The organism is Spongorhabdus nitratireducens (genome assembly GCA_947387575.1).
Lineage (GTDB): Bacteria > Pseudomonadota > Gammaproteobacteria > Pseudomonadales > Endozoicomonadaceae > CANDOC01.
The window spans coordinates 165,734-190,743 of the sequence record CANDOC010000011.1; the positions used below are offsets into that span (position 1 = coordinate 165,734).

Annotated in this window: 28 protein-coding genes; 7 read left to right on the forward strand and 21 right to left on the reverse strand. The window is 49.7% G+C overall.

Annotation, left to right across the window (positions count from 1 at the left end):
• Positions 1 to 149: 149 nt before the first annotated feature.
• From ACYZZ0_RS19145 to ACYZZ0_RS19155, 3 genes are all read left to right on the forward strand, one after another.
• The gene (locus ACYZZ0_RS19145; protein WP_461538263.1) at positions 150 to 1,883 is read left to right on the forward strand and encodes an amidohydrolase; all 1,734 of its coding nucleotides are present in this window, start codon (positions 150 to 152) and stop codon (positions 1,881 to 1,883) included.
• 637 nt (positions 1,884 to 2,520) lie between these two features.
• Positions 2,521 to 2,985 carry a hypothetical protein gene (locus tag ACYZZ0_RS19150; protein ID WP_461538264.1) on the forward strand — a complete coding sequence of 155 codons (465 nt, stop codon included), beginning with the start codon at positions 2,521 to 2,523 and terminating at the stop codon, positions 2,983 to 2,985.
• Positions 2,986 to 3,077: 92 nt separating this feature from the next.
• Positions 3,078 to 3,524, forward strand: a complete 447-nt coding sequence (locus ACYZZ0_RS19155) for a DUF411 domain-containing protein (RefSeq protein WP_461538265.1) — start codon at positions 3,078 to 3,080, stop codon at positions 3,522 to 3,524.
• A 198-nt stretch (positions 3,525 to 3,722) separates the two neighbouring features.
• Here ACYZZ0_RS19155 and ykgO read toward each other — a convergent pair whose 3' ends face one another.
• The 17 genes from ykgO to ACYZZ0_RS19240 form a co-directional block, all read right to left on the reverse strand.
• Complete coding sequence (gene ykgO, locus ACYZZ0_RS19160) at positions 3,723 to 3,866, reverse strand: type B 50S ribosomal protein L36 (protein ID WP_461538266.1); 144 nt, start codon at positions 3,864 to 3,866, stop codon at positions 3,723 to 3,725.
• Entirely contained in the window at positions 3,866 to 4,117 is a 252-nt protein-coding gene (locus ACYZZ0_RS19165) for a type B 50S ribosomal protein L31 (RefSeq protein ID WP_461538267.1), read from the reverse strand. The genes ykgO and ACYZZ0_RS19165 overlap by 1 nt, the downstream gene beginning before the upstream one ends.
• Positions 4,118 to 4,402: 285 nt before the next feature.
• On the reverse strand, positions 4,403 to 4,636 hold the full coding sequence (locus tag ACYZZ0_RS19170) for a hypothetical protein (protein WP_461538268.1): 234 nt from the start codon (positions 4,634 to 4,636) through the stop codon (positions 4,403 to 4,405).
• A 64-nt stretch (positions 4,637 to 4,700) separates the two neighbouring features.
• Positions 4,701 to 5,945, reverse strand: a complete 1,245-nt coding sequence (locus ACYZZ0_RS19175; protein WP_461538269.1) for a B12-binding domain-containing radical SAM protein — start codon at positions 5,943 to 5,945, stop codon at positions 4,701 to 4,703.
• Between the two features lie 50 nt (positions 5,946 to 5,995).
• A complete protein-coding gene (locus ACYZZ0_RS19180) occupies positions 5,996 to 6,424 on the reverse strand; it encodes a DUF2141 domain-containing protein (RefSeq protein WP_461538270.1) in 429 nt (142 codons plus the stop codon).
• Between the two features lie 89 nt (positions 6,425 to 6,513).
• Entirely contained in the window at positions 6,514 to 7,377 is an 864-nt protein-coding gene (locus tag ACYZZ0_RS19185; RefSeq protein ID WP_461538271.1) for a sterol desaturase family protein, read from the reverse strand.
• A gap of 87 nt (positions 7,378 to 7,464) precedes the next feature.
• Positions 7,465 to 7,587, reverse strand: a complete 123-nt coding sequence (locus tag ACYZZ0_RS19190; protein WP_461538272.1) for a hypothetical protein — start codon at positions 7,585 to 7,587, stop codon at positions 7,465 to 7,467.
• Positions 7,588 to 7,593: 6 nt separating this feature from the next.
• Positions 7,594 to 7,764 carry a hypothetical protein gene (locus ACYZZ0_RS19195; protein WP_461538273.1) on the reverse strand — a complete coding sequence of 57 codons (171 nt, stop codon included), beginning with the start codon at positions 7,762 to 7,764 and terminating at the stop codon, positions 7,594 to 7,596.
• Between the two features lie 34 nt (positions 7,765 to 7,798).
• Positions 7,799 to 8,386 carry a TetR/AcrR family transcriptional regulator gene (locus ACYZZ0_RS19200; protein ID WP_461538274.1) on the reverse strand — a complete coding sequence of 196 codons (588 nt, stop codon included), beginning with the start codon at positions 8,384 to 8,386 and terminating at the stop codon, positions 7,799 to 7,801.
• Between the two features lie 236 nt (positions 8,387 to 8,622).
• On the reverse strand, positions 8,623 to 9,342 hold the full coding sequence (locus tag ACYZZ0_RS19205) for a glutamine amidotransferase-related protein (RefSeq protein ID WP_461538275.1): 720 nt from the start codon (positions 9,340 to 9,342) through the stop codon (positions 8,623 to 8,625).
• A complete protein-coding gene (locus ACYZZ0_RS19210; protein ID WP_461538276.1) occupies positions 9,342 to 10,511 on the reverse strand; it encodes an iron-containing alcohol dehydrogenase in 1,170 nt (389 codons plus the stop codon). The genes ACYZZ0_RS19205 and ACYZZ0_RS19210 overlap by 1 nt, the downstream gene beginning before the upstream one ends.
• Positions 10,512 to 10,534: 23 nt before the next feature.
• Positions 10,535 to 11,929, reverse strand: coding sequence for an aldehyde dehydrogenase family protein (locus tag ACYZZ0_RS19215; protein WP_461538277.1), 1,395 nt, complete (start codon positions 11,927 to 11,929; stop codon positions 10,535 to 10,537).
• Positions 11,930 to 11,944: 15 nt separating this feature from the next.
• Positions 11,945 to 13,318, reverse strand: coding sequence for a glutamine synthetase family protein (locus ACYZZ0_RS19220; RefSeq protein ID WP_461538278.1), 1,374 nt, complete (start codon positions 13,316 to 13,318; stop codon positions 11,945 to 11,947).
• A gap of 100 nt (positions 13,319 to 13,418) precedes the next feature.
• Positions 13,419 to 14,864: an ethanolamine permease gene (gene eat, locus ACYZZ0_RS19225; protein WP_461538279.1), complete on the reverse strand. Its 1,446-nt coding sequence runs from the start codon at positions 14,862 to 14,864 to the stop codon at positions 13,419 to 13,421.
• A 101-nt stretch (positions 14,865 to 14,965) separates the two neighbouring features.
• Entirely contained in the window at positions 14,966 to 15,982 is a 1,017-nt protein-coding gene (locus ACYZZ0_RS19230; protein ID WP_461538280.1) for a LysR family transcriptional regulator, read from the reverse strand.
• A gap of 90 nt (positions 15,983 to 16,072) precedes the next feature.
• A complete protein-coding gene (gene cueR / locus ACYZZ0_RS19235; protein WP_461538281.1) occupies positions 16,073 to 16,465 on the reverse strand; it encodes a Cu(I)-responsive transcriptional regulator in 393 nt (130 codons plus the stop codon).
• Positions 16,466 to 16,561: 96 nt separating this feature from the next.
• Positions 16,562 to 19,021, reverse strand: a complete 2,460-nt coding sequence (locus ACYZZ0_RS19240) for a heavy metal translocating P-type ATPase (RefSeq protein ID WP_461538282.1) — start codon at positions 19,019 to 19,021, stop codon at positions 16,562 to 16,564.
• A 167-nt stretch (positions 19,022 to 19,188) separates the two neighbouring features.
• Between ACYZZ0_RS19240 and ACYZZ0_RS19245 the strand changes: the two genes are divergently transcribed.
• The 3 genes from ACYZZ0_RS19245 (at position 19,189) to ACYZZ0_RS19255 (ending at position 21,471) form a co-directional block, all read left to right on the forward strand.
• The gene (locus ACYZZ0_RS19245; RefSeq protein ID WP_461538283.1) at positions 19,189 to 19,518 is read left to right on the forward strand and encodes a DUF3301 domain-containing protein; all 330 of its coding nucleotides are present in this window, start codon (positions 19,189 to 19,191) and stop codon (positions 19,516 to 19,518) included.
• Positions 19,519 to 19,612: 94 nt separating this feature from the next.
• Positions 19,613 to 21,031 (forward strand): purine-cytosine permease family protein, encoded by a 1,419-nt coding sequence (locus ACYZZ0_RS19250; protein ID WP_461538284.1) that lies wholly within the window; start codon positions 19,613 to 19,615, stop codon positions 21,029 to 21,031.
• Complete coding sequence (locus ACYZZ0_RS19255; RefSeq protein ID WP_461538285.1) at positions 21,007 to 21,471, forward strand: methylglyoxal synthase; 465 nt, start codon at positions 21,007 to 21,009, stop codon at positions 21,469 to 21,471. The genes ACYZZ0_RS19250 and ACYZZ0_RS19255 overlap by 25 nt, the downstream gene beginning before the upstream one ends.
• Before the next feature lie 37 nt (positions 21,472 to 21,508).
• On the opposite strand, the gene ACYZZ0_RS19260 is transcribed toward ACYZZ0_RS19255, so the two are convergent.
• Positions 21,509 to 21,982: a bacteriohemerythrin gene (locus ACYZZ0_RS19260; protein ID WP_461538286.1), complete on the reverse strand. Its 474-nt coding sequence runs from the start codon at positions 21,980 to 21,982 to the stop codon at positions 21,509 to 21,511.
• Positions 21,983 to 22,258: 276 nt separating this feature from the next.
• Positions 22,259 to 22,615, reverse strand: coding sequence for a hypothetical protein (locus ACYZZ0_RS19265; protein ID WP_461538287.1), 357 nt, complete (start codon positions 22,613 to 22,615; stop codon positions 22,259 to 22,261).
• A gap of 163 nt (positions 22,616 to 22,778) precedes the next feature.
• Between ACYZZ0_RS19265 and nfsA the strand changes: the two genes are divergently transcribed.
• A complete protein-coding gene (gene nfsA / locus ACYZZ0_RS19270) occupies positions 22,779 to 23,516 on the forward strand; it encodes an oxygen-insensitive NADPH nitroreductase (protein ID WP_461538288.1) in 738 nt (245 codons plus the stop codon).
• Between the two features lie 5 nt (positions 23,517 to 23,521).
• Here nfsA and znuA read toward each other — a convergent pair whose 3' ends face one another.
• On the reverse strand, positions 23,522 to 24,568 hold the full coding sequence (gene znuA, locus ACYZZ0_RS19275; protein WP_461538289.1) for a zinc ABC transporter substrate-binding protein ZnuA: 1,047 nt from the start codon (positions 24,566 to 24,568) through the stop codon (positions 23,522 to 23,524).
• Between the two features lie 211 nt (positions 24,569 to 24,779).
• Entirely contained in the window at positions 24,780 to 24,995 is a 216-nt protein-coding gene (locus tag ACYZZ0_RS19280; RefSeq protein ID WP_461538290.1) for a PA3496 family putative envelope integrity protein, read from the reverse strand.
• Positions 24,996 to 25,010: the final 15 nt, after the last annotated feature.

Below are 25,010 nucleotides of genomic sequence, written 5' to 3' on the forward strand. Positions count from 1 at the left end.
TCTTCAGGTAGATAACAAGGACACAGTTAAAACTGAACAGCCTCGATTCAGGATTGTTGATATCAATTTATAACACTGTTAGCTTTTGCGCTAATTTATATCCATCCCTCGATAACCCTCTTGCCTGAGCTATCTCCGAAGGAGCTTCCATGATTTGTCTGAGGCCCGCCCTGTTATTGGCTACCAGTTTGATGCTAAGCCTTGGCTGCACACTTTCGACTGCCAGCGAACCCGCGGAAACCATTGTTGAAAATGCCCGGATTTATACCTCTAACCCTGATCAGCCATGGGCATCTGCCATGGCGTACAGTAACGGTCGAATTGTCGCTATCGGTTCGAGCGAAGACGTAAAAAGTCTGAAAGGGGGAAATACGACAGTCATCAATGGTGACAACAAATTCATCATGCCCGGATTTGTGTCATCCCATATCCACCCCGGCGTTGCAGCACTGATGAACACCGGAGCGCAACTGATCGATGCTAAATCTCCCGATGCTGTTGTTCTGGAGGTTAAAGAATTTGCTGCAGCCAACCCGCAGCGAAAAGCCATTCTCGGCTTCGGCTGGTTTCCTGCTATTTTCGGCCCTGATGGCCCAACAGCAAAGCAACTGGATAAAGCGGTCAGTGACCGCCCTGTTATTCTGATTGCCGGCGATGCTCACAGTGCCTGGGTCAACACTAAAGGGCTGGAGCTACTTGAAATCACAAGCTCTACACCAGACCCGGTACCCGGTGTGCATTACTACCAGCGGGACAAGGATGGCAACCCAACCGGCTGGCTGGTTGAAGCAGGAGCATTTTGGCCAGCCCTTAAAAAACTGGGATTGGGGGATAAAGACAACTTTATTGAAGCCTATGAAACCATGCTGCCGATGCTGTCACAGGTCGGTATTACCGCTCTGTTTGACGCCGGTATTCCTGTGGTCGGAGAAGGTGCATTTCAGGCACTGGTAGAAATGGATGCTGAAGGAGAACTTCCACTCCACTATCAGGCCAGTCATTTTATTCTCGACAAGCAAAGTGCAGAAAACGCCTTATCAGAATTTGAACGACTGAAGTCTCGTTATTTCAGTCCCCGGTTCCAGATGCAGGCAATCAAGATTAGTAATGACGGAACGCTTGAGGCTGGCACCGCAGCTGTTTACCGACCCTACTCCGGACTCGGGCACAGTGGCAGTACCCTGTTCAGTGAAAAAGAGTTGGAAGCACTGATTCGTCCGATCGACAAAAAGAATATTCAGGTTATGGTTCATGCCATTGGTAACCGTACTGCGCACGAAACCATCAATGCGCTTGAGAACCTGCGCAAGGAAAACCGTTATGGTGCCGCACGTCATGTAGTCACTCATTTGCAGTTTATTAACGATGAGGATATTCAACGCCTGGCCGATGCCCGGCTGGTTGCTCAGGTTTCACCGCCATGGGCCCAGAACGTTAACCAGTCTTTCAGCAGCTGGGAAACCATGCTGGGAGAGGACCGGGCGCAGCAACAGATGCGATTCGATACCATGTTTGAGCGTGGTTTGATGGTCAGTATGGGCAGTGATTTTCCGGCATCAGGGGTAGGTTTTCTGGAAAGCTCTCCGCTCTATGGCATTGAAGTTGGCATGACTCGTCAGCGTCCAGGTGTTGAAACAAGTATGGTATTGCCGGGCAAGGACGAAAGGCTGTCACTAGAAGAGCTGATTCAGGGCTATACAATCAACAGCGCCTATCAGTTGGGGCTTGATGACCAGATCGGATCACTCGAAGTTGGCAAGCAGGCAGACTACATCGTGTTAAGCCAGAACCTGTTTGAAACGCCGGCTCGCATGATTCATACGACAACTGTTATTGAAACTGTCGTCGGCGGTGAAACGGTGTATGAAGAACTGCTCAAATAGTTAAAAATCAACAGGACAGCTTGAATAACGGTTTTGGGGAGCAACTCCCATTCTTGGGGCCGGTAATTAACAACCCCACCTCGCAGCAGCCTGTTATTCAATCTGCTGCATTCTTATTAACCTTATACAGACAGAAAAAGTCAGAGCGGATTCCATGTATACTTTTAAAGAAGTCCACTAGAGCATGAAATCAAAGTTTATTTTTTGGGGTTTTGCCTTAGCGTTAATAGCTTTCTATACGTTCAAGCTGAGTCCACAGAGATACGCTTCCAGTGAAGCCTCTAAAATTTGCCAATGGTTAAACAGAGAATCGACTTCTATCTCCTTTCGTGTTGGTCCTCAAGCTCTAGAGCATCTAACAGCACTAAGAGATGTGAGTAGCACTGAATATTTCTGTACTGTATTAAAAGACAATCTTAGCTTCGACCACAAAAACGAGGTATCCATTTTAGTATCAAATGGCCTGCATAAACTTCGTTTGATTTACGGTTCAGGTTCTGTGAAGCGACTCTTTCTACCTACTTATTATCAGCATTCTTCATCACATCAACACCATCACAGATAGAATGCTGCGAGCAAATACTGAAACCATACCGATCATTGACCTTCCAGCCACAGTAAGGTTTATAGTCAGGCAGTGCTATCCAAAGCAAGCGAAAAGCCCGGTACGATGTTTACCCATCTGCAACAACATTACAGTCGCCCTCTCGGCACCACTCTGCTGGTGTTGATGCTGTTGTCTGTGTTGCAGTTCTGTCTGGTGCCGATCGTCAATGCTCAACCGTCTGACCTTCAGCCAGAGCTTCCTGTCTCCGTAACCTCTGAAGAATCTGTATCAGCTCACGACTGCTGTCTGCCCGACAAGCTGGCACAGGTTACCGCAGAAGCTGAAACACTCTGCCCGGAATGTGAAAGTGCAGATGGATTGCCCCAGACCTTTCTACCCGATCACCCGGAACCTTTATTTGCCCTGCTGTATATAACTGCGCAGCAGACGTTAGATCCTGTTCACACCATTCGTCACTGGCAGACTGACAGTGAGCCAATAATTCTTGCTTCCAGACCAGATATCTATCTGGCCAATGTCTCCTTTCTTGAGTAGGCCACAACAAATCCTGTTTTGTTGATTTTTACGGTTTAACTGCCGGGCTGACTTTTATCTGAACAGCCCGAAAAGAAAGAGAGCATATTGTTATGAAAACGCTGAAAGCCTTTTTTGCTGCTACGACCCTGATGCTGGTTTCCCTGCAGGGCTTTGCTGCACAGTCGCTGCCAACCATTACCGTGTTCAAGTCACCAACCTGTGGCTGCTGCACCGGCTGGGTCAAACATCTTGAAGAAAACCGCTTTAAGGTAAAAAGCTTCAATGTTGATGATGTTACCGTCTACAAGAAGGAAGCAGATCTGCCTTACGGTATGGGTTCATGCCATACCGCTTTTGTCGGTGATTATGCTGTTGAAGGTCATGTTCCGGCCGCTGATATCAAGCGGATGCTAAGCGAAAAGCCGGCGATCCGGGGTTTGACTGTACCGGGTATGCCGATGGGTTCTCCCGGTATGGATTTCGGCCCGCAGAAGGATGCCTATAAAACCTACAGTTACACTGAAGACGGGCAAACACAGGTATTCGCTTCTCACTGATTTGAGCTGATTGCTATCTGGTCGTCAAAGAGGTCAGATAAACCTCTTTGACGAAGAGCTTTTTGTGTCACAAAAAGAAGCTGCCGACCTGATACAAGATCAATAACAAGCAGACAGCCAACACTAGCCAAGTGACAGAAATAAACCAGAAGGTCTTCGGGTCGTCCCTGCAGCGGCCGCTTAAGCAGCCAGCAACAACTAGAACTTTTTCCTCGACTTACCTTGCACCGCCTTGAAGCGCGGGTTGGATTTGCAAATGACGTAAATTCTCCCCCGGCGCTTTACGACCTGACAGTCCGGATGGCGGGATTTTGCACTTTTCAAAGAACTCAGCACTTGCATTACTTGGTACCACCTGTCTTATAGCGCTTGTTAAACCTCGCTATACGCCCATCATTTTGGGTAGTGCGCTGTTTACCGGTATAAAACGGATGTGATGCACTGGATACATCAATGGTCATATACGGATACGTCTGGCCTTTGTACTCAATCGTGCGTGCAGTCTGGGCTGTGGAGCCAATGACAAAGTATGTGTCTGATGAGGTGTCGTGAAACACTACTTCACGATATTCCGGATGAATACCTGGCTTCATTGAGCTGCTCCCCTAAAGATGCCTTTCTGGAAAAGGACGCTTAGTGTAATTGTTATAATATAACATTTCAATATGGATGATAACGTTTCTCATTTGTGAGATAAGGACAGGGGAAAGAGTCTGGCAAAATGGATAGTCAGCAGCTTTTGGTTGCTATTCGGGGCAGGGCCAAGAGGGTATTTGCTTTTTACTGATAGGCACTGGGTCGTCAAAGAGGCTTGTTTATCCCCTTTGACGATCGGCTGCCAGTGTTTAAATAATGTTCAAAAAGATGCTGTCGGCCTGTTACCAGAGAAGTAACAGACCGACAGCCAACACCAGCCAAGTGATATTGATAAACCAGAAAGTTTTCGGGTTGTCCCTGCGGCTGACAGGCTCAAAAAAATGGGTATGACCACTGCGAATATCCGGTATAACCAGTAACAGGATAATCAGCCCCCACAGCCACATAATCTGAAACCAGCAGGCAACCAGTACTGCTGCCGTGCCTGACAGCGCCCGCCATTTAATATTGTTCAACGATGGTCTCCTGCAGCCGGATATGTCTAACCGGACAAAACCACCGGATATAAAGGAATATCCGTTAAAAGTACATGGCGTTGGCGACGCCTAAATTCTTTACCCGAGTCATTTTTCGTTTGGTTGAACGACCAAAACTGTTGTATTTACGGTGGAACCAGTCAGCACCTTCTTCCAATTCATCCGGTGTCATATGTTTTGGTTCAAATACCGCATGACTGCAGTCATAGCGTGACCAGTCTTTGGTGAGCAGCCGCCCTTCCTGGTCCAGTCGCTGATACAGTTCAGTTCCCGGGAACGGTGTCAGGATTGCAGCTGAACAGGTATCGAATTCCACCTCATCGGCAAATTCCAGCGACTGCTCGAAGATATCCGGTTTGTGAGCGTCAAAACCAAAAATCATGGCTGAATCGACAGCAATCTGATATTCGTGCAGTTTGGCAATATTTTCTTTCACCCGGTCAATCTTGATAAAGCCTTTGCCACTGGCTTTCAGAGCTTCCTGACTTGGGGTTTCAACGCCTACCAGCAAATAGAACAGTCCGCTCTCTGCGGCTGCCTGCAGGATGTCATCATGCTGGGCAATATTCAGGGTCGCTTCTGCCATCCATTTGATATTCAACGGTTTAAGCGCTTCAAATAATTCCAGAGCATAGTTACGGTCAGCAATCAGGTTATCCGCATGCAGTTCCAGATATTCGAGACCTGATGCTTTGATTTCATCCACAACTTCTGCCACCGGGCGGGTGCGGAACGTCGGGAAAAACTTATGTACAGTGCAGTAATCACACTTGAACCGGCACCCTCTGGAAACCATGACAGAGCCCATTTCATCGTAGGGTTTCAGATCGATGTAATCGTGCGGATAAGGTGCCATCTTAACCATGGAAGGTGGCTCTGCACTTTCATAACGCTGGGCCATTTTTCCCTGATAAAAGTCGTTTAGTAACTGCGGCCAGAGCTGTTCGGCTTCACCGCGCATAACGGCATCGGCATGTTGCAGGGTTTCTTCCGAAACAAACGTCGCATGCAGTCCACCGAAAACCACCTTAATGCCCCGGCGGCGATAATGGTCGCCCAGCTCATAACCCCGTAAGGCATCCGGTGTCGACATGAAGATCGCTACTAAATCAACATTGATATCGGGATCAGCCGGGCCCTGCGAGGTTTCATCAACCATATCAACATCCACCCAGTCCGGGGTCACCGCAGACAGGGCATAAATGCTCTGTGGTGGAGCCGCCATAAAGCCTTTGTATTCCTTGAACAGGCTGTTATTGCGGGAGGCCTTGATAATGTAAACCTTCATCTCACTTCCCCCTTATGGTGGTCACAGAAACATCTGTGACCACCCACTGATTACTTTTTCAGATAAATAACGCTGATCACTTCCCTGTTTTCACCATTACCAACATGCAGGCGCGCCTGGTCAAATGTTGGAACAGAAGATCGCCCCTTACCGCCACTGAACGCATAGCCCTCAGTCGGTATTCTGCCGCTCATATTCACCACACCATCGCCGTTTTCATCATGATGAACCATCAGGGCATAGTCCCCGGGATTCAGATTGGTGAACCGAAATTTCATCGTTCCCTGCTGCGCTTTCTGGGAAAGCGAAATTTCGGCATTATTCTGAGCCTGGGCATTAAACGCAGCAGCATTGTTAAACACGGAGATCAGAATATTCCCCTGGCTGTTGCGAATACCGGTCAGCTCAACATCCAGCTCTGCAGCCTGCAAACCAAAGGGCAGACTGGCCAGCAGAGTAATAAACAAATAACGCAGCATAATTGCCTCGGACTTCTTACCTAAAACGACTTACCTAAAACGATCTACCTGAAACGACTCATCTAAAGTCATTTTTCTCAAGCTAACAGTTACGGATCTGTGCGCGGCTTCCAGCCGGGTCCCCGGAACAGATAGCCGGTGAATTCAGAGATATTTCGTGCCCGGCGAAGATCTTTGAAAAGAGCCGGAAACTCGGAGAATTGGACAACCAGCGGATTTTTACTGGTCATGGGAATAGTCAGGCCATAGCTGGGAATCTCCTCTTCTTTCTTGAAGGTTCCAAACAAACGATCCCAGACAATCAGGATGCCGCCGAAGTTTTTATCCAGGTACTTACGATCAGAGCCGTGGTGTACCCGGTGGTGTGAAGGCGTATTGAATATCCATTCCAGCGGCCCCAGCTTTCCGACCATTTCGTTGTGAAGCCAGAACTGATAAGCCTGAACCAGCACTTCGGCAGCAAAAATCAGAATCGGGTTAAAGCCCATCAGCACCAGCGGCAGATGGAAAATGACAGAAGCGACCGGATCGAACAGGCTGAAGCGGAAGGCTGTTGCCGTATTCATAACGGTGGAGCTGTGATGCACCGCATGAGCCATCCACAACAGTCTCACCTTGTGCAGCGCATAGTGCTCTACATAGTAGGTAAAGTCGGCAAGGAACAGCACCAGAACAGCAGTATAGCCATTGACCGGTTGCTTCCAGGGAATGTACTCGTAGATGGAGAAATACAGGTAAACTGCGCCGGCAAATACGGCAGTTTCTGCCAGATAGAACGGCACCTGGGTAAACAGGCTGGAAAGGGTTTCCAGAAAACGCTCTTTGTTCAGACGCCGGGTAACCATCTCGTCCAGCACTTCCAGTCCCAGGAACAATACCGCGAAAACAACAACCCAGTCGTATATATCAAAGGATATATACTCGATATATTCCAGCCATGCGTCTTCACCCATAATTCTCTACCTCTACGCACCTCTGGGTGCCTCTGACTCTTTTACTTTTAATTAGTGGTACAAGTTTAAATAGCGGTACGAATTGACTTAGTAGTACCAGCTGCTGATATCGGGCACTGTTGCCCACCAGCCAAGAAAACCAAACATGGAAACAAGCAAGGCAACGTACAGGCCACGAAGAACGGAATTATGCTTGGGTAACTCCATCATCAATCCTTACCAGTAGAAACAGGAAACAGCGACGCCCAACCAGAGCAACAGGGTGCACCAGTAGCCAAAAGGTTCACTGGAGCGGTGATACTCACGGTGCAGCCAGGCACTCCCGGTAATCAGGTCCCAGCAAACCCACAGCATCAGGGCGATACCCAACATATAAGTCCACGGCATACTACTTTCCTCTCAGCTTGATGCAGTTATTGTTTTAAGAACTGGTTTTTAGAGATTCGATCAGCTTTTCAGCTGCCTGTCTGGCCGGTACTTTATAAAGGCTCATCATTCCCAGCGGGTTGAGTGAATCCAGGTTGATGTAAAGTGAAACAATCCCGAACCCTACCGCCGCAATATCAGCCTGATCTGCATCCGGAAAATCCCGACGCAATAACAGCTCTACACTTTCGGTAAACTTGCGCATCCACCCTTGCATCAGCTCTTTCAGGAACGGGTCACGGGCTGAGGCAAAAATCATCGCTTCCACCACCATCAGCAGTTCAGGATCGGAGCCGTGATACTCAAACAGCACATCCAGCAAGGGATCGACCACATTGGTTGCAGGTAGCCAGTCAATCAGCTCCTGCCATTGCTGGTCTGACTGCTCAACTACCCGTACTGCCAATCGCTGAATCAGATCGTTACGGTTACCGACAAAGTGTCTTACCAGACTGCGCTGCAGGCCTGATTCCTCAGCAATACGCTCCAGCGAACTGCCTTCCAGACCATAGCGGGCAACACAGCGCTGAAATGCCTGCAGTACCTGTTCGGTTCTCTCTTCTTTTTTGCTCGGTCTGGCCATGATCAAACCTCGTTAATTGTCACTTGTGACAATTTATAGCCCTACCAAAGTTTATTGTCAAATGTGACAACAAATAAAAATCACGAATTCCGTGGGGAAGTCACATCTAAATCAACCGGTAAAGCCTGTGGTGTAAGGAAATACAGCGAGAGATAAGACGAAAAATAATTTTCAGTCTTATGAAGAGAAAAAGGCCCGGCATAAAATGCCGAGCCTCTTTGTCTATCCTGGATGGATCAGGGAGTTTGCTGGAAGAAGCGGACAATCCAGTGACAAATCAAATCACTGTCCGGATCTTCAGCCAGAGAATCAACACCCTGCTGGATAATATCTTCACCAATGCTTTCGCGTCTGCAGTTCATCAGGGCTACAGCATACGGCTTGCTAAACTCGGGGTGACCCTGAATGCTCAGAAAGTGTTCGCCGTACTGCACCATATAAAACGGGCAGAAGTCACTGCCAGCCACAACTTCAGCAGAATCCGGTAATGTCGCTACCTGATCCTGATGACTTACCAACAATCGGAACTGTTGCTCGGACCAGGGTGGTGTTGGCTGCATCCAGTGTTTCTGCTGAGTAATGGCGTTTTTCGATAAACCGACACCCCATCCTTTTCCGGATTTAACGACAGTGCCTCCCAGCGCCGTAGCCATCACCTGATGCCCGAAGCAAATACCAACCAGTTTCCTCTGTTCCGCATAAAGCCGGCGAACAAAGTCCTCCAGCAGGCCAATCCAGCTATAACCGTCGTTTACACCGTGACGACTACCGGAAATAAGCCAGTAGTCGCATTCTGCTGTTGTTGCTGGTAGTTCTTCATCCAGCACCCGGTATGTCACCAGTTCAATATCTTCTGACTGTCTTTTAAGCAGAGCCTCAAACATCTCAGGGTAGTTTGAATGCTCTGGCTGTAGCTCGGGTCGTACATCGTCACACAGAAGTAGTCCAACCCTCATCAGGTATCCCCTTTGATAGCCGCCATCATAATTTGTTGGTATTCAGCTGCTGTAAACTGAATCGGGTTGCCCCCGGCTGACGGATCAGCGACTGCCATCTGACCAACCGTTTCAAGCTGTTGGTCATCAATGCCAATCTCTGCCAGCGTATGCGGAATATCCAGCTGCTGTCTCAGTTCCAGCACCCAGTTCAGGAAACTCTCAAAACCTGGGTTTTCAAGACCCAAGTAACGGCTGAGTGATGTCAGTCTGTCAGCAATTGCGGACTCGTTTGCCTTCAGCACATAAGGCATCAGAACTGCATTCAGTAAGCCATGGTGCTTGTCATACAAGGCCCCCAGCGGGTGAGCCAGGGCATGCATGCCGCCCAGACCTTTCTGAAATGCAGTGGCCCCCATACTTGAAGCTACCAGCATCTGCATCCTCGCCTCAAGATTATTACCATCTGTGACAGCTGCCGGAAGGTAGTCTTTCACCAATCGAATACCTTCCAGCGCAATGCCCTGAGCCATCGGGTGATAGAAGGGAGAACAGTAAGCTTCAAGACTGTGCGACAGTGCGTCCATACCGGTTGCAGCGGTGATATGCGGCGGCAGGCCACAAGTCAGGGATGCATCAAGAATCACAATTTTCGGCAGCATATCCGGGTGAAAAATGATTTTTTTCACTTTCAGTGCCTGATCGGTAATAACGGACGCACGGCCTACTTCAGAACCGGTGCCAGCGGTGGTCGGCACGGCTACAACGGGAATCATGCCTTCGGTATTGACCCGAAGGTAGTTATCCCCGACATCTTCAAAATCCCAGATTTCCCTGCGTTGCCCGACCATCAGGGCAATTGCCTTACCTGCATCCAGCGCCGAACCACCGCCAAATGCAATAACACCATCATGCTGACCGGCATGGCAGGCCTTCACACCTGCAGTGACGTTTTCGCCGGTAGGATTGCCTTTGATATCCGAAAAAATACCGCAACCTGAAAGCACTTCACGGCAGTGCTGCATGGCATCCAGTACAAACGGAAGCTCACACAAACCGGGATCGGTGACGATCAGAGGATTGTTAATACCCAGTTCCTGACAGGCGGCAGGCAGATCCTTAATACGCCCAATACCCGCCCGAACAGCTGTCGGATAGTTCCAGTTCGAAGTAAAACGCTCAATGCTCATAATATGGGGCCCCATCCATACGTCTATTTTTGTGAATACTTGATATGGAACGACTTGGGTCGGGTTACAGCGTCATAACCCAGTACCGACAGAGTGCAACCTCGCCCGGAGTTTTTGATGCCCGTCCAGGCCAGTGCAGGGTCAAGATAGTCACAGCGGTTGATAAAGAAAGTACCGGTTTCCACCTGTTCACCCAGATCTACACCGGTTTCAATATCCTGAGTAAAAATTGAAGCGGTCAGGCCAAATTCACTGTCGTTCATCAGAGTAATGGCTTCCTTATCGGACGACACTTTCTGGATACCGACGACAGGGCCAAAACTTTCTTCGGTCATCACCCGCATGGAGTGATCAACGTCAGTCAGCAGTTGCGGAGCCAGATAAGGTGTTCCGGCTTTACTTTCAGGGAACAGTTCCGGGTCAATATGCGCCTTCGCGCCCTGCTCAACAGCTTCTGCAACCTGTCCACGGACAAAATCAGCGGCGCTGGTTTTAACCAGCGGCCCCAGTGTCGTTTCCGGATCATCCGGCCTGCCCAAACGATAGGCTTTAACCAGCGCTACGGCTTTCTCCACAAAAGCATCAAATACGGTTTCGTCCACATAAATCCGTTCAATGCCACAGCAGGACTGACCCGAGTTAAAGAACGCACCGTCGATAACCGTCTCGGCAGCATAATCCAGATCAGCATCGGCCCGAACATAAGCCGGATCCTTGCCACCCAGCTCCAGTCCCATGCCGATAAACCGCCCTGCCGCTGCCTTTTCAACAGTGGCACCCGCCGGTACTGAACCGGTAAAAGCCACATGCTTTACCGCTTCAGACTGAATCAGGTACTCCGTATCCTGGTGTGACATATGCAGGCACTGGAACAGACCTTCAGGTAGCCCGGCCTGAGTAAATGCTTCAACCATCCGCTCTGCACACAGCGGTGTCTGGGCAGAGTGCTTCAGTAATACGGCATTACCTGCCATAAGTGCCGGCATAATGCTGTTAATTGCAGTCAGTAGCGGGTAGTTCCAGGGTGCGATAACCAGCACCACACCCACCGCTTCCCGCTTGATATAACGGGTAAAGCCTTCTTTATCCGATGTTGTGACAGGACGCAGTGCTTCTTCCGCTGCATCAATCATATAGCTGGCACGCTCGGTAAAGCCCCCGACTTCACCTGCGGTATAGCGGATCGGACGCCCCATCTGCCAGGTAATTTCCTGAGCGATTTCTTCTTTCTGGCTGACAAAGTTATCCACAGCCTGACGGCAGATACGCTTGCGTTCGGAAAGGGAAGTCCCCTTCCATGCCTGCTGTGCTGTAACGGCCAATGCAGTGGCCTGATCTATCTGTTCCCGGGTTGCCAGCGTCCGTTCAACATAGACGGAACCATCAATGGGAGAGACCGTTTGCTGGATATTATTCATGGCTCTGCTCCAACTTCAGATAATTTCGAAATAGCGATCCATTTCCCAGTCGGTAATATGCTTGCGGAACTCTCGCTCTTCCCACTCCCGGGAAGCGGCATAATGTTCTACAAACTCATCACCGAACATGGTGCGGGCAGCGTCAGACTGCTTGAAGCGCTGTGCGGCTTCCCACAGGGTAGAAGGTAACGCCAGCTCTGGAGCATGATTCTGGTCGTAGGCATTGCCTTTCACCTGATCATCCGGCTCCCACTGGTGAATAATGCCCTGCAGTCCGGCAGCCAGTGCTGCCGCCAGTGACAGGTAAGGGTTGGCATCCGCAGAACCCAGACGATATTCAACCCGCTGAGATTTCTCCGAACCGGGGATTACCCGCAATGCCGTAGTGCGGTTTTCAACCCCCCAGGTGGCATCGGTTGGCGCCCAGAAGCCTGGAATCAAACGGGTATAGCTGTTCACAGTCGGAGCAATCATTGGCAGAAACTCCGGCATCAGGCGCTGCTGACCGGCAATAAAGTGTCGCTGAATCTTGCTGATATTATGCTTTTGGGAAGGGTCGTAGAATGCTGACTTGCCATCACCCGTGTTAAACAACGACAGATGGATATGACCACTCTGACCGGGATAGTCCGGTGACCATTTGGCCATAAACGTCGCCATCAGTTCATTTTTTTGCGCCAGCACTTTAATAAAGGTTTTGAACAGGGCAGCTTTATCTGCAGCATTTTCAGCTGAATCAACAGCGATAGCGGCTTCAAGTACACCCGGGCCGGTTTCGGTATGGATGCCTTCCAGCGGAAAGTCCATCTCCTCCGCCAGACTGAGAATCTGGTGGTACAGGTCAGAGTGAACCGAGTTACGTAGAATAGAATAACCAAACCAGTCCGGAGTCATCGGCTTCAGGTTGCGGAATCCTTTTTCACGAACAGACTCCGGAGTTTCCTGAAACATGAAGAATTCATATTCCAGCGCAGCTTTAGCGTCAAACCCAAGGTTTGCCGCTTTTTCAATCACACGACGCAGAGTGCCACGTGGGCAGATAGTCTCCGCCTGATCCTTGAATTCCCCCATAAACAGCAGCATGCCGTTTTCCAGCGGTAATTCACGGCAGGAGTGGGGCAAAATTCTAACCGGCGCATCCGGGTAGCCGGTATGCCAGCCGGTATATTTAACATTGTCGTACAGCTGGTCCTTGCTGTCCCAGCCAAGCACCACATCACAGAAAGCAAAACCGTTTTCCAGCGAAGAGAAAAACTTGGACTTGCTCATGTACTTACCGAGCATAACGCCGTCGTTATCAAACAGCCCGACCTTCACATGCGACAGGCCGCGCTCTTCCACAATTTTGCGGGCATCAGCAATGGTTTTTACATCTCTGGGATTCAGCATGCAGTACTTCCTGTTGTTGTTTTTGTTCTGCAGTGGGGCGCTCTTGTAAAACCCGTATCAAGAGCGCCGTAAGCTATTTATCTAGGATTATGACTGACTATCAGCTCAGTTCAGACTCAGCTTTGGCAATGGCTTCGAACTCTTCTTCCGGCGCTTTCGCAACCAGATGGTGACGGCTATAGAAAGCAAAGTAAGCCACCATGATGGCGTAGAAAACAGCTGACCAGAATGCAGCTTCCTGACTTACAAGGAAAGTGGAAATAAAGGCAATCACTGCGAGAACCAGTGCGATGCCTGAAGTAGCAATACCACCCGGAGTCTTGTAAGGGCGCTCCATTTTCGGCTCTTTTACTCGCAGGATAATATGCGACAGCATCATCATGGCGTAAGAGATGGTGGCACCGAATACTGCCATGGTAATCATCAGATCACCTTCACCGGTCAGCGATAACAGGAAACCAATAATGCCCGGTACAACCAGTGCCATAGTGGGTACTTTGCGATCGCCGGTCTTGGACAGGAAGCGAGGCAGATAACCCGCTCTGGAAAGCGCAAACACCTGGCGGGAGTAGGCGTAGATAATGGAGAAGAACGAGGCAATAAGACCTGCCAGACCTACCAGATTGACGAAGGTGGCAACGGAAGAATCTTCACCGTAAACGTGCTGCAGGGCGCCAACCAGCGGGGCGGCATGATCTTTCATCAGCTCCGCACCGGCACCACCAGGAGCCAGAACCAGTACCAGACCACCGAACAACAGCAGGATAACCATCGCGGTAATAATGCCACGGGGCATATCTTTCTTGGGGTCGGTTGCTTCTTCTGCAGCCAGCGGGACACCTTCTACTGCCAGGAACAGCCACATGGCAAAAGGAATCGCAGCCCAGATGCCGATATAGCCTTCGGGCAGGAAGGAAGAGGCTCCGACCGCTTCAGCATTTACAGCAATATCGAACAGATTATCGACTTCGAAAGCCGGAATCATGCCGAGGATAAAGGCGATAATCGCAAGGCTTGCCAGTGCTGTAATCACCATCATGATTTTCAGCGCCTCGCCCGCACCCCACAAATGGAGACCGACAAACAGCGCATAAAACGCCGCATAAACCAGCGGCCCGTCCAGCCCGAACAACTCGTTTACATATCCACCAATAAAGACTGCGATAGCGGCAGGTGCAATGGCGTATTCAAGCAGGATTGCGGTACCGGTCAGGTAACCTCCCCAGGGCCCCATGGCACGGCGAGCGTAAGAATAACCACCACCCGCGGTAGGCAGGGATGATGACAGTTCAGCCAGCGACAGCACCATAAAGGTGTACATAATCGCCATAATCAGGGTTGCCACCAGCATACCGCCGAAGCCACCCTGTTCCAGACCAAAGTTCCAGCCGGCAAAATCACCGGAGATAACGTAGGATACGCCCAGCCCGGCCAGCACAATCCAGCCTGCGGCCCCCTTTTTTAACTGGCGCTGTTTCAGATAATCATCAGAGACCTGTTCGTATTCCACCGAGCTTGAAGGTGGTGTTGAAGTCGCTTCCAGCATATAGACTGCTCTCTTGTTTTTGTTCTTTGTTTTAGAGGGGGGTACTACTGCCTGAAAGCAGTGTAGAAGCTCACAAAATTAGAAACAAACAGCATAAGCAGCTATAAAACGGCAGTATTAATTAAATTAATAGTTGGTGATTGTTGTGTAGTTGAGGCCTTCCCGATATCCAGTGAATTCTCCAACCACGGAAGCCATTGAACCAGCTCGGGTACAACCTGCCGGCTAAATATTGAACGACTTATTTCTGCTATGTGTTCAGGCATAGTCCATAAGTCATAGCGCCGGCTGACCAGCGTTAGCTCCCGATAATCAGTCGGGTAAGGTAAGGGATGAACTTTAACCCGCTCCTGAACCAGTGTCTTACAGTGATAGAGGCAAAGCGGCGTAGTGATAGCCCAGCACTGACCGGAAGCCACCATATTGATTACGGCATAGGTATTATCCAGCACCAGCCGTCTGGAGGGTTCCAGTTGCAGCCGAGCCAGTTGGTGCGCAACAGATTTTCCGATCAGGGTGTGATCCGGATAGCGAGCCAGCTCCAGCACATTTAACAGATCACTCATCCGATCCTGGCGATAGGGAAAGTGTGCCGGTGTAATCAGCACTAATGGTTCCCGGAACAGCGGGTAACGATTCAGCTCCGGACTGTCGAGCACCGCATCATCAGAAATAATAATATCAACGTCATGAGACAGCAGGCTGCTGGCATGAACATGGGATAAACCGGAAGCGATTGACCAGTCTGATACTTGTTGTCGAAGGGCTCGCAGTATCGGTGTACTGAAGCTGGAAACCATGGAATCAACCAGAGCAATCCGCACATGATCAATCTGCCGGGTCTGTCCTGATTTCAGGTTATGGCTGGTCTGGCGTGCTTGTTCCAGTATTCGGGTACTGCGATCATAGAAATAGCGCCCATCAGGCGTAATCTGCATCGGTCGCACTGAGCGATCCACCAGCTGAATCTCGAATGTTTTTTCCAGATTCGACAGAGTCTGCGAGATCGAGGACTGGGTAATTCCCAGACGCTGGGCAGCCGTTGTCATATTCCCGGTTTTAACGACTTCGACAAAAACTTCCAGCGCCTTAAGATCAAATCCGAAGGAAGAGGACATAGGGCAATTCCGTTACTGCTCTTGTTTTTCTGCATTCATTGAATATCACTTTCCGCAGCTTTTGTCCTCTGACTTATTTTTATTCTCCGCTTATTCCCTACCGGCTAGTCGCTCCAGAATTGGGCAATCCGGCAAATCATCACCATGACAACAGGTTGTCAGTTCTTGCAGACTGTTTCGAATCTCCTGCAGCTGGGCAATTTTGACCTCTACATCCTCAATTTTTTTCAGTGCCAATGCTTTAACGCTGGCACTTTTACGGCTGTCGTCTTTATAAAGTGCCAGTAGTTCACCGCACTCTTCCAGCGTAAAGCCAAGCTCCCTCGCATGACGAATAAACGACATTTCCCTCAAGTGTGAATCACTGTAATCCCTGTAGCCATTCTCCAGCCGCTGTGCAGGAGATAGCAGTCCCATACTCTCGTAATAACGGATGGTTTTGGCTGTCAGCCCGGTTGCGTTTGCTGCCTTGGAAATATTCATCGCCTACTCACTTTTTACCCGGGCTAAGCCAGAACCAGTAAACGATCAATCCCATCAGGGCAAAACCGGCAAGGTTAACCAACATATCCATAATGATTACTCCCCGGCAGAAGCTGTAGTTGAGGGTTTGAACCTTCTTAACCGGTTGGCATTCGTCACCACAGTTACAGACGACAATGCCATTGCTGCACCGGCAATTACCGGATTAAGCAACATACCGGTAAAGGGATAGAGAACACCGGCAGCAACCGGAATCCCCAGCGAGTTATATACGAAGGCACCAAACAGGTTCTGTCTGATATTTTTCAGTGTTGCCCGGGATAACTCGATGGCATCAGCCAAACCATGAAGAGAAGAGCGCATCAGCGTGATATCTGCAGATTCAATGGCGATATCGGTACCGGCGCCAATAGCAAAGCCCACATCAGCCCTGGCCAGAGCCGGTGCATCGTTGATGCCATCGCCGGTCATACCGACGATTTCGCCCTGTTGCTGCAGCTCCAGCACATGCTGCTCTTTATCCCTAGGCAACATTTCAGCCTTGAGTGCATCAATACCGGTCTGCCGGGCAACCGCTGCCGCTGTCGCAGCGTTATCACCGGTCAGCATAATCACTTTGACACCCATCTGGTGTAGCCGGTTTATGGCTTCAATTGAATCATTTCGAACCGGGTCGGCAATCGCAATCAAACCAGCCAGAGAGTTATCCACAGCCAGGAACACCGGGGTACAGCCATCAGCGGCAAACAGATCGGCCTGTTCTGCGATCATTTCTATATTGATGGCGTTATCAGCCATCAACTTGCGGTTACCCAGCAGTACCTGACGACCATCAATTTCACCGGAAATACCGTGACCTGTCAGCGCCGAGAAACCGGAAACAGGTAGTAATTCCAGACTACGACTTCTGGCTGATTCAATAACGGCTTCAGCCAGCGGGTGTTCCGAGCCGGTTTCCAGACTGGCAGCCAGAACCAGTAACTGATCCCGAGAGAAACGTTCATCAACTGCCACAATATCAGTGACAGCTGGTGCGCCCTCAGTGATGGTTCCGGTCTTGTCCAACACCAGAGTGGTGATCTTGCTGGCCTGCTGCAGGGCATCGCCCTTGCGAATCAAAATACCCAACTCGGCAGCCCGCCCGACGCCGGACATTACCGACATCGGCGTTGCCAGACCCAACGCGCAGGGGCAGGCAATAATCAGTACTGTGGTGGCAACCACCAGCATATGTACCACTCTCGGATCAGGGCCAAAGTTAAACCAGATCAGAGCTGAAGCCACTGCAATCAGTAATACCGTTGGCACAAAGATCGAGGCGATTTTGTCAGCCATTCGGGCAATCGGCATTTTGGAGTTCTGAGCCCTTTTCACCATGGCGATGATATGGGCCAGTGCTGTTTCACTTCCAACCTTTTCGGCCCTGAATAGCAGGCTGCCGTTTTTGTTCAGGGTACCTGCCGAAATATCATCTCCAGCGGTTTTGCTGACGGGTAACGGCTCACCTGTCAGCATTGACTCATCCAGCAAGCTGGAACCTTCTGTGACAATGCCATCGACGGGGACCTTCTCTCCCGGCCGTACCCGTACAATGTCACCCTTTTTGACCAGAGCCACAGGAATATCGGTTTCAACACCATTACGAACGACACGCGCCGTTTTAGCCTGCAACCCCAATAAACGTTTTACCGCCTCACTGGTTTTGCCCTTGGCCCGCAACTCCAGTGCCTGTCCCAGATTAATCAGACCGATAATCATCGCCGAGGCTTCAAAGTACACATGCCGTGCACTGACCGGCAGCAGTTCAGGAAACAGCACCACACACATGGAGTACAGCCAGGCAATACCGGTACCGGTCGCAATCAGGGTATCCATATTGGCATTGTGATGTTTCAGTGCCTGCCACATGCCGGTATAGAAATGGCGCCCGGAAACCACCAGCACCAGTAAAGTCAGCAACCCGACACTGCCCCATGCCAGCTGTTGCCCCGGACTGCCAACACTCATTTCACCGGTAATCAGCCCCCACAACATCAAAGGCAGGCCGAGTCCAAGAGCAATAAAAGTATGCTTCAACAGATAGCGATAACGGGAGTGATCCTGTTCTTCCTGTTGCTGGCGACGCTCCTCTTCAGTATCTACGACAGTTCCTGGGTAACCTGCCGTTTCAAGTGCTTCCAGCAGATCGGCAACAGCCGCATAACCATCAACGGTCACCGTTTTATCTGCCAGATTGGTGGCAACGTTGCTGACGCCAGTAACATTATTCAGTGCTTTTTCTATCCGCCCGACACAACCGGCACACTTCATAGAAGCAATGGCAAGCTGCTTTTCATCATCAGGAGGCAAAATGCTGGCACCAAAGCCGGCACCTTCAACAGCTTTTTCCAGCAGCTGCTGATTCGATACATTGCTTTCGACAGTTGCCGTTTTCTCGGCCAGAGATACTGTAGCGGTTACAACACCGTCTACCGCCAGTAAGGCTTTTTCGATTTTGCCGACACAACCGGCACAGTTAACCCCGGTCAGCGCCAGCCGGGTTGAGTGACTGCTCATGATGGCTTTTCCGCAGCGTATAATGAAATCCTGCACTGAGCATAACCCTTACCCTAACTGGAAGGTAAAGGTTTAATTTCCTCTTCATACAGATTTCTGCAAGGGTTCTTTTACACCGGCGATTGACCTAAACTGCGGGCATGACAGGAATAACAGAACTACTTTTTATGGCTGCCCTGGTGGCAGTTGCCTGGTACTGGCAAGATACCCGCAAGGTCTCCGAGCTGGCGATTCGCCACTGCCGACAGGCTTGCCGCAAGGTAAATGTACAGCTGCTGGATGAGACCGTGTTTCGCTCTGAAACCCGGCTAAAGCGCAATACCATGGGCCAGGTCTCGTTGCTGCGTACCTTTGAATTCGAATTTGCGGCCGGACAGGACCGTCGCTACAAAGGACAGGCAAAGCTGCTTGGTACCCAGTTGTTGCAGCTGAATATGGATTTACCGGAGCCCCGGGACAACGACTCGGAAAGCGGCTCCCGACTGTTCTTCCAGTAACCTGTTCACAAACAGCTGATTCGGCAGCAAGTAGAAATATCGTCTACTTTTCTATATCCCGGTTTTAATCAGCCCGCTCGGGCTGCCAGAAGCGATGACATATAGAAAAGACACTCCTCGGCCAGCGCAGCCGAATCCCAGAGAACTGGCTGAACCCTTTGGTATTGAAACAGTGCCTGAAATATTCAGGGCTGCCCGCTGGTATGACATTTTCAATATTGTTGTTAACTACCTGATTAACCCCGGCACCCTGATAACTGCCGGTATGGCTGTCGTTGCCGGATTGCCGGTATGGGTAGTCATTGCGGTTCAGGCAGGAGCCATTTTTGTCAGCATGATTCCTTACCTGCTGATGGCAGGTGCAGGAGTCCGCTATGGCTTGCCGGGGCAGGTTATCTGCCGGTCAGCCTTCGGGATTCAGGGCTCACGCTATATTACCTCACTGCTTCGCATGCTGTGCTCGGTTTACTGGTTTGCTTTTCAGACCCTGGCCGGGGCTATGGCACTACAGGTTGTTATCAAGGCAGGGCTAGGCATCGAATTGCCTTTAGCAGCTATCGCCGTTGGCTTTGCCATTATTCAGGCTTTAGTGGCGGTTTCCGGTTACCGCTCTCTGTGTCAGCTGGGATGCTGGTCGTTTCCACTCAAACTGGTACTGTTCTCTTATCTGTTTTACCTGTTATTCAATGCCCCTCAACAGTCCTTACTGCCAGAAGACCTACTGTTGTTCTCCACTCAGTCCGGAAATGACATTGCTATCTGGCTTTGGGCCAACGCCATTTTTGCCAGCACTCTGAGCCTGATCACAGATGCTGCCGACTTTACCCGCCATATGAAATCTCACCGGGAAATGTGGTTTGGATCACTGCTGGGTGCCGCAACAGGAACACTGCTGGGTGCCGCTTTTGGTGCCTGTATCGTCGCCATGGGCGGTGGAACTGAAGCCAACCCTTTTGCAGTGCTGACAACCATGATTTCCAGCCCGGTTGCCTTATTGGCAATGGCACTGGTGATCATTCTGGATAACTGGACCATCAATGCCATCAATCTGTATACCGGTGGCCTTTCCCTGTGCAATCTGACAGAAGGCTGGGGAAGGAGAGTGACGACCTGGCTGATTACTATTCTGGCGCTATTACTTTGCCTGCTGCCTGATACTGTATGGTCTATCCAGCAGATGATGACAGCAATGGGCGCCCTGTTTGCTCCCGTCACAGGCATTCTGATCACTGACTATATTGTATTGCGAAAACAGTGTCTGGATCCGATAGAACTGCTTAATCCAAACGGTTGCTACCGGTTCTTTTATGGCTTTAATCCACAGGCTCTGGTTTGGCTACTGGCCGGTTATGCCGCTCATGAATGGCTGCTGGATGAGGTCGCACTGCGCTCGGTAGTCACGCTTTTATTGACCGGTTGCGGGTATGCTGTGACGTCATGGCTGGTACAGTATGCTTTCAACATATCCGGTCAGAAGAGCCCACAACAATGGACTACACGCTGCTTGAAATGAATGCCCGCAAACGGCTAGCTCTGGTTGCACACGACAACAAAAAGCCAGACCTTCTTCAATGGGCCTGTGATCACAAGGCCGTCCTGTCACAACATGAACTGTATGCAACAGGAACCACCGGTGGTCTGCTGGAAGACAAACTGGGAATTGAAGTCACACGTCTGATGAGTGGTCCACTGGGAGGTGATCAGCAGATCGGTGCCATGATTGCCGAATGCCGGCTGGATGGACTGGTATTCTTCTGGGATCCACTGGAGTCTCAGCCCCATGACCCTGATGTAAAAGCCTTGCTGCGTATTGCTGCGGTATGGAATATTCCAGTTGCCTGTAACCGAAGCACTGCAGATTTTCTGATGACTTCTGCTCTGATGAACGATGCTTATGAACGTGAAGTACCGGATTATCACGCTTACCAGGTTGCCAGAAAAGACGACGTTTAACTGCAGCTATTTGGCTACAAATGTTAACTGCTGACTTTTAACCGAAAAGGCCAAGCAAGGAACGAGAGCTGCTTTTCTTTTTCTCAATACCGTGATTATGGAAGAAGGCACTGTAATCTTTATCTTCTTCCATAAAGTGTCGTGAAAAACTGGTCTTTAACAAGATCAGTCTTTCATAGTCTGCCTGTTGCCAGTTTTTTACCCGGCTCTGCAGTTTACGCATTTCAACCAGCAGGATTGAATGGCGATATTTATGCTCGTCATATTCAGGGTAATTGAGAATCTGCATCAAACTCTCTTCCACTGAAAAATGAATCTGGGTGCATTGAATCAAAGCATCCAGAATTTTACGAGCCTGAACCTGATCTGACTTTAAAAGAGAACGATGCAGCTCATTGAGCAAATCAATCATTTCTTTATGTTGGTCATCCAGCTCAGCGATTCCAACGCTAAGACTTTTGTCCCACTCCAACGAAGGCGTGGTTCCATTTTGATAAATGACCAGGTTCATAGGCTGCTACTGCTATTGAGAATGAATATTGTTGTAAAAAATTTTGTTGTACAAATAAACAGAAGGAGCAAAAAAACTCCACAGGAATAAGCAATTTCAGACTGAGAACACAAACGTAGACAGCTGAGGCCAAAGGGGCTGGTAATAACGATTATTGATCCATACCACACAAGCAGGCATAGAAGTGGAGTACACCCCGGGATACTTACGCCATTTTTGCGCATTATTGCGGAAAACCGAACCCCAATAATTGACCCAGATCAATATATATGGCTTTTAGAGCGGCATCGACAGCCCGGCGACCATACCAACCATGAACCCGATAATCAGTAATAACGGCGCCAGAACCCCCAGAACCAGTGCAATCCGGTGCAACCGGTCCTCGCGGGGGCGACGATTCCATCGCTCCAGACATAACACCAGATCCTCCTCGGCTTCTGTATTCATACCGCAGCGGGGACACAGTACCTGCCAGAGTTTTACCCCCTCAACGTCCATCAAGTCTGTAATAACGGGAATATTGCAGGAAGGGCACGGCTTTGGAACATCAGTCTGATCTTCCTGAACATACGCCTGATGCTGATGATCCGCAGGTGTCTCTGTCAGCGGTGTTTTTTGTATTTTTTCCAACATAGCCATCCCTGTGCAATACTCTTTTTCAAAAATGAAAAACTGTATTCCTGACTTTTAAAAACCCTTCTTAATGTTGTATCAGCCAATACAGATACGATCAAAATCTTTAACAGGTTATTCCTGAAAAACCTGTTTTTAATTGAATGCGATTGAGAGAAAAATAATGAATGACGTTGTTAAATTAATGAAGGCTCATCGATCAATACGCAAATTCACCAATCAGGCGGTTGATGACAATCTTGTTCGTGAATTAATTGAAGCGGGACAATGTGCAGCTACCTCCAGTTATTTACAGGGAGTCAGCGTTATTCGTGTCCGAAATATACAAACACGGGAGAAAATAGCCGAGCTGTCCGGTAATCAATCTTATGTGGCTAGTGCACCAACTTTTCTGGTTTTTTGTGCCGACCTGAATCGCTCCGGGCAATGTTGTGAGAGAAATGATCATACAGCTGTAGAGGGTATGACCGAACACTTTATTATCGCCACCGTCGATGTTGCTTTGATGGCTCAGAATGTTGCTCTGGCTGCAGAATCAAAGGGGCTGGGAATCTGCTATATCGGGGGCATTCGCAACAACCCGGAAGAAGTGAGTGAATTACTTCAACTGCCGCGTATGGTTTATCCGGTATTCGGTTTATGCCTTGGCTATCCGGATCAGGACCCTTTACCCAAGCCTCGCCTGCCTGTCGACATGGTATTGATGGAAGAAACCTATCAGCACGACAGGGATAACAAACAGCTGGACGATTATGATCAGATCATTCGTCAGTATTATGAGCAGCGCACCGGAGGCAAACTGAGTCAGACCTGGAGCGAACAGATGAACAAGCTGCTGGGAAAGGAGTCACGCCCCCACATGAAAGAATTCCTGCGGAAGCGTGGCTTTGAAATGCGCTGACAAAATCAGCTTTCAGACAGGCACTGCTGCAGTGTTGTTACGGTATTGTTCAGGTAATCAACATAACCGGTTTTGGTTGCAGGCTGACTTGTTGCCAGTGGATCAAGCTCCGCAACCCGATTCTTTAGTCCGCTGGTTAAACGGGAAATCCATACCGGACGAAACTGGGGCTCGGTAAAGATACAGGCCGTGGGGTTATTATTTAACTGATCACGCAACTGTGCCAAGTGTCGGGCTCCCGGCTGTTTTTCCGGGCTAACAGTGAATACACCCAGCTGCTGCAACCCGTAGTGGTGCACCAGATATCCCCAGGCATCATGGAATACAAAGAAACCGGCTTGCGGCTGTGCTGCCAGTAACTTCTTCAACTGTTTGTCTGTTGCACTGACTTCGTTGATAAATGCTTGCAGGTTCTGCTTGTAAAGCTCCGCATTTTTGGCATCTATTTGCTGCAGCTTCAGACTGATCGCCTCTGCCATCCTGATCGCATTTTCAGGTGAAAGCCAGATATGCGGATTTGCTCCGTCTTCATGATGATGCCCCTCATGGCCTGCATGGCTTTTGTGGTCATCATGGCCTTCATGATCGTCATGGCCCTTATGATCATCGTGGTCTTCATGACCCTTAGCTTCATGATCATGGCCATCATGCTCATCTTCCTCAAAATACTCAAGTTTCAGACCCGGTATTTCAAGCAGGTCCAGATGAGCAGCACCGGTAACCTTAAGTGGCTTGTCCAGAAAAGGCTCAAGCTCACTGCCAATACGAATCACCAGATCAGATCGGGTTAGTCTCCGCATATCAGAGGGCTTAAGGCTGTAGTTATGTGGCGATGCACCGGAAGGTACCAGCTGTTGTGGCTTGGTCACATCTGCTGTAATCGCTGCGGTAATCAACTGAACCGGGTGGATACTGACAACAACTTCCGGGGCAGAAGATGCCTGAGAAATGGAAGCCATCAGGCCAAGGGATAATAAAGCCGGTTTTATAAAAGCAGACCGTACCGATCGAAGCCGCATTGATAACACGCGACCAAATGAGAAAAACAGCATAAGTGAGTACAACCAGAAAAAGAAACGCAGGTGTTACAATATAACATCCGCTTTTTGATAAACAAACCACTAGCACTGACGCAGTGTTTACGTCTGAGCTTTATTCAGTTTCAAGTGACTCAGTTTAGAAGTAAAAAAGAATAGGTGTGAGCATCTGCCGGGGGAGAGAGATCAGCAGATGCTCAGATTTCGGGCAGTACAGCAATCAGGGTCAGGCCAGAGTATCCCAATAGTTGTCATCCTCGAGGTGGCTCAGGCGAATGTTTTCGAAGTGATCTTCGATAGCTCGGCGAATGTGCAGGGAGCGCTTGGAGCCTTTCTGCGGCACATCGTCCTGGGAGATCAGAGTGTCAGACTCGAGATAGTTATCAACGGTATTGGTGTGCTGTTCCATTGTCAGTCCCTCTCGACTATCGCCATTGATCATGTCGCCCTTGCTTGA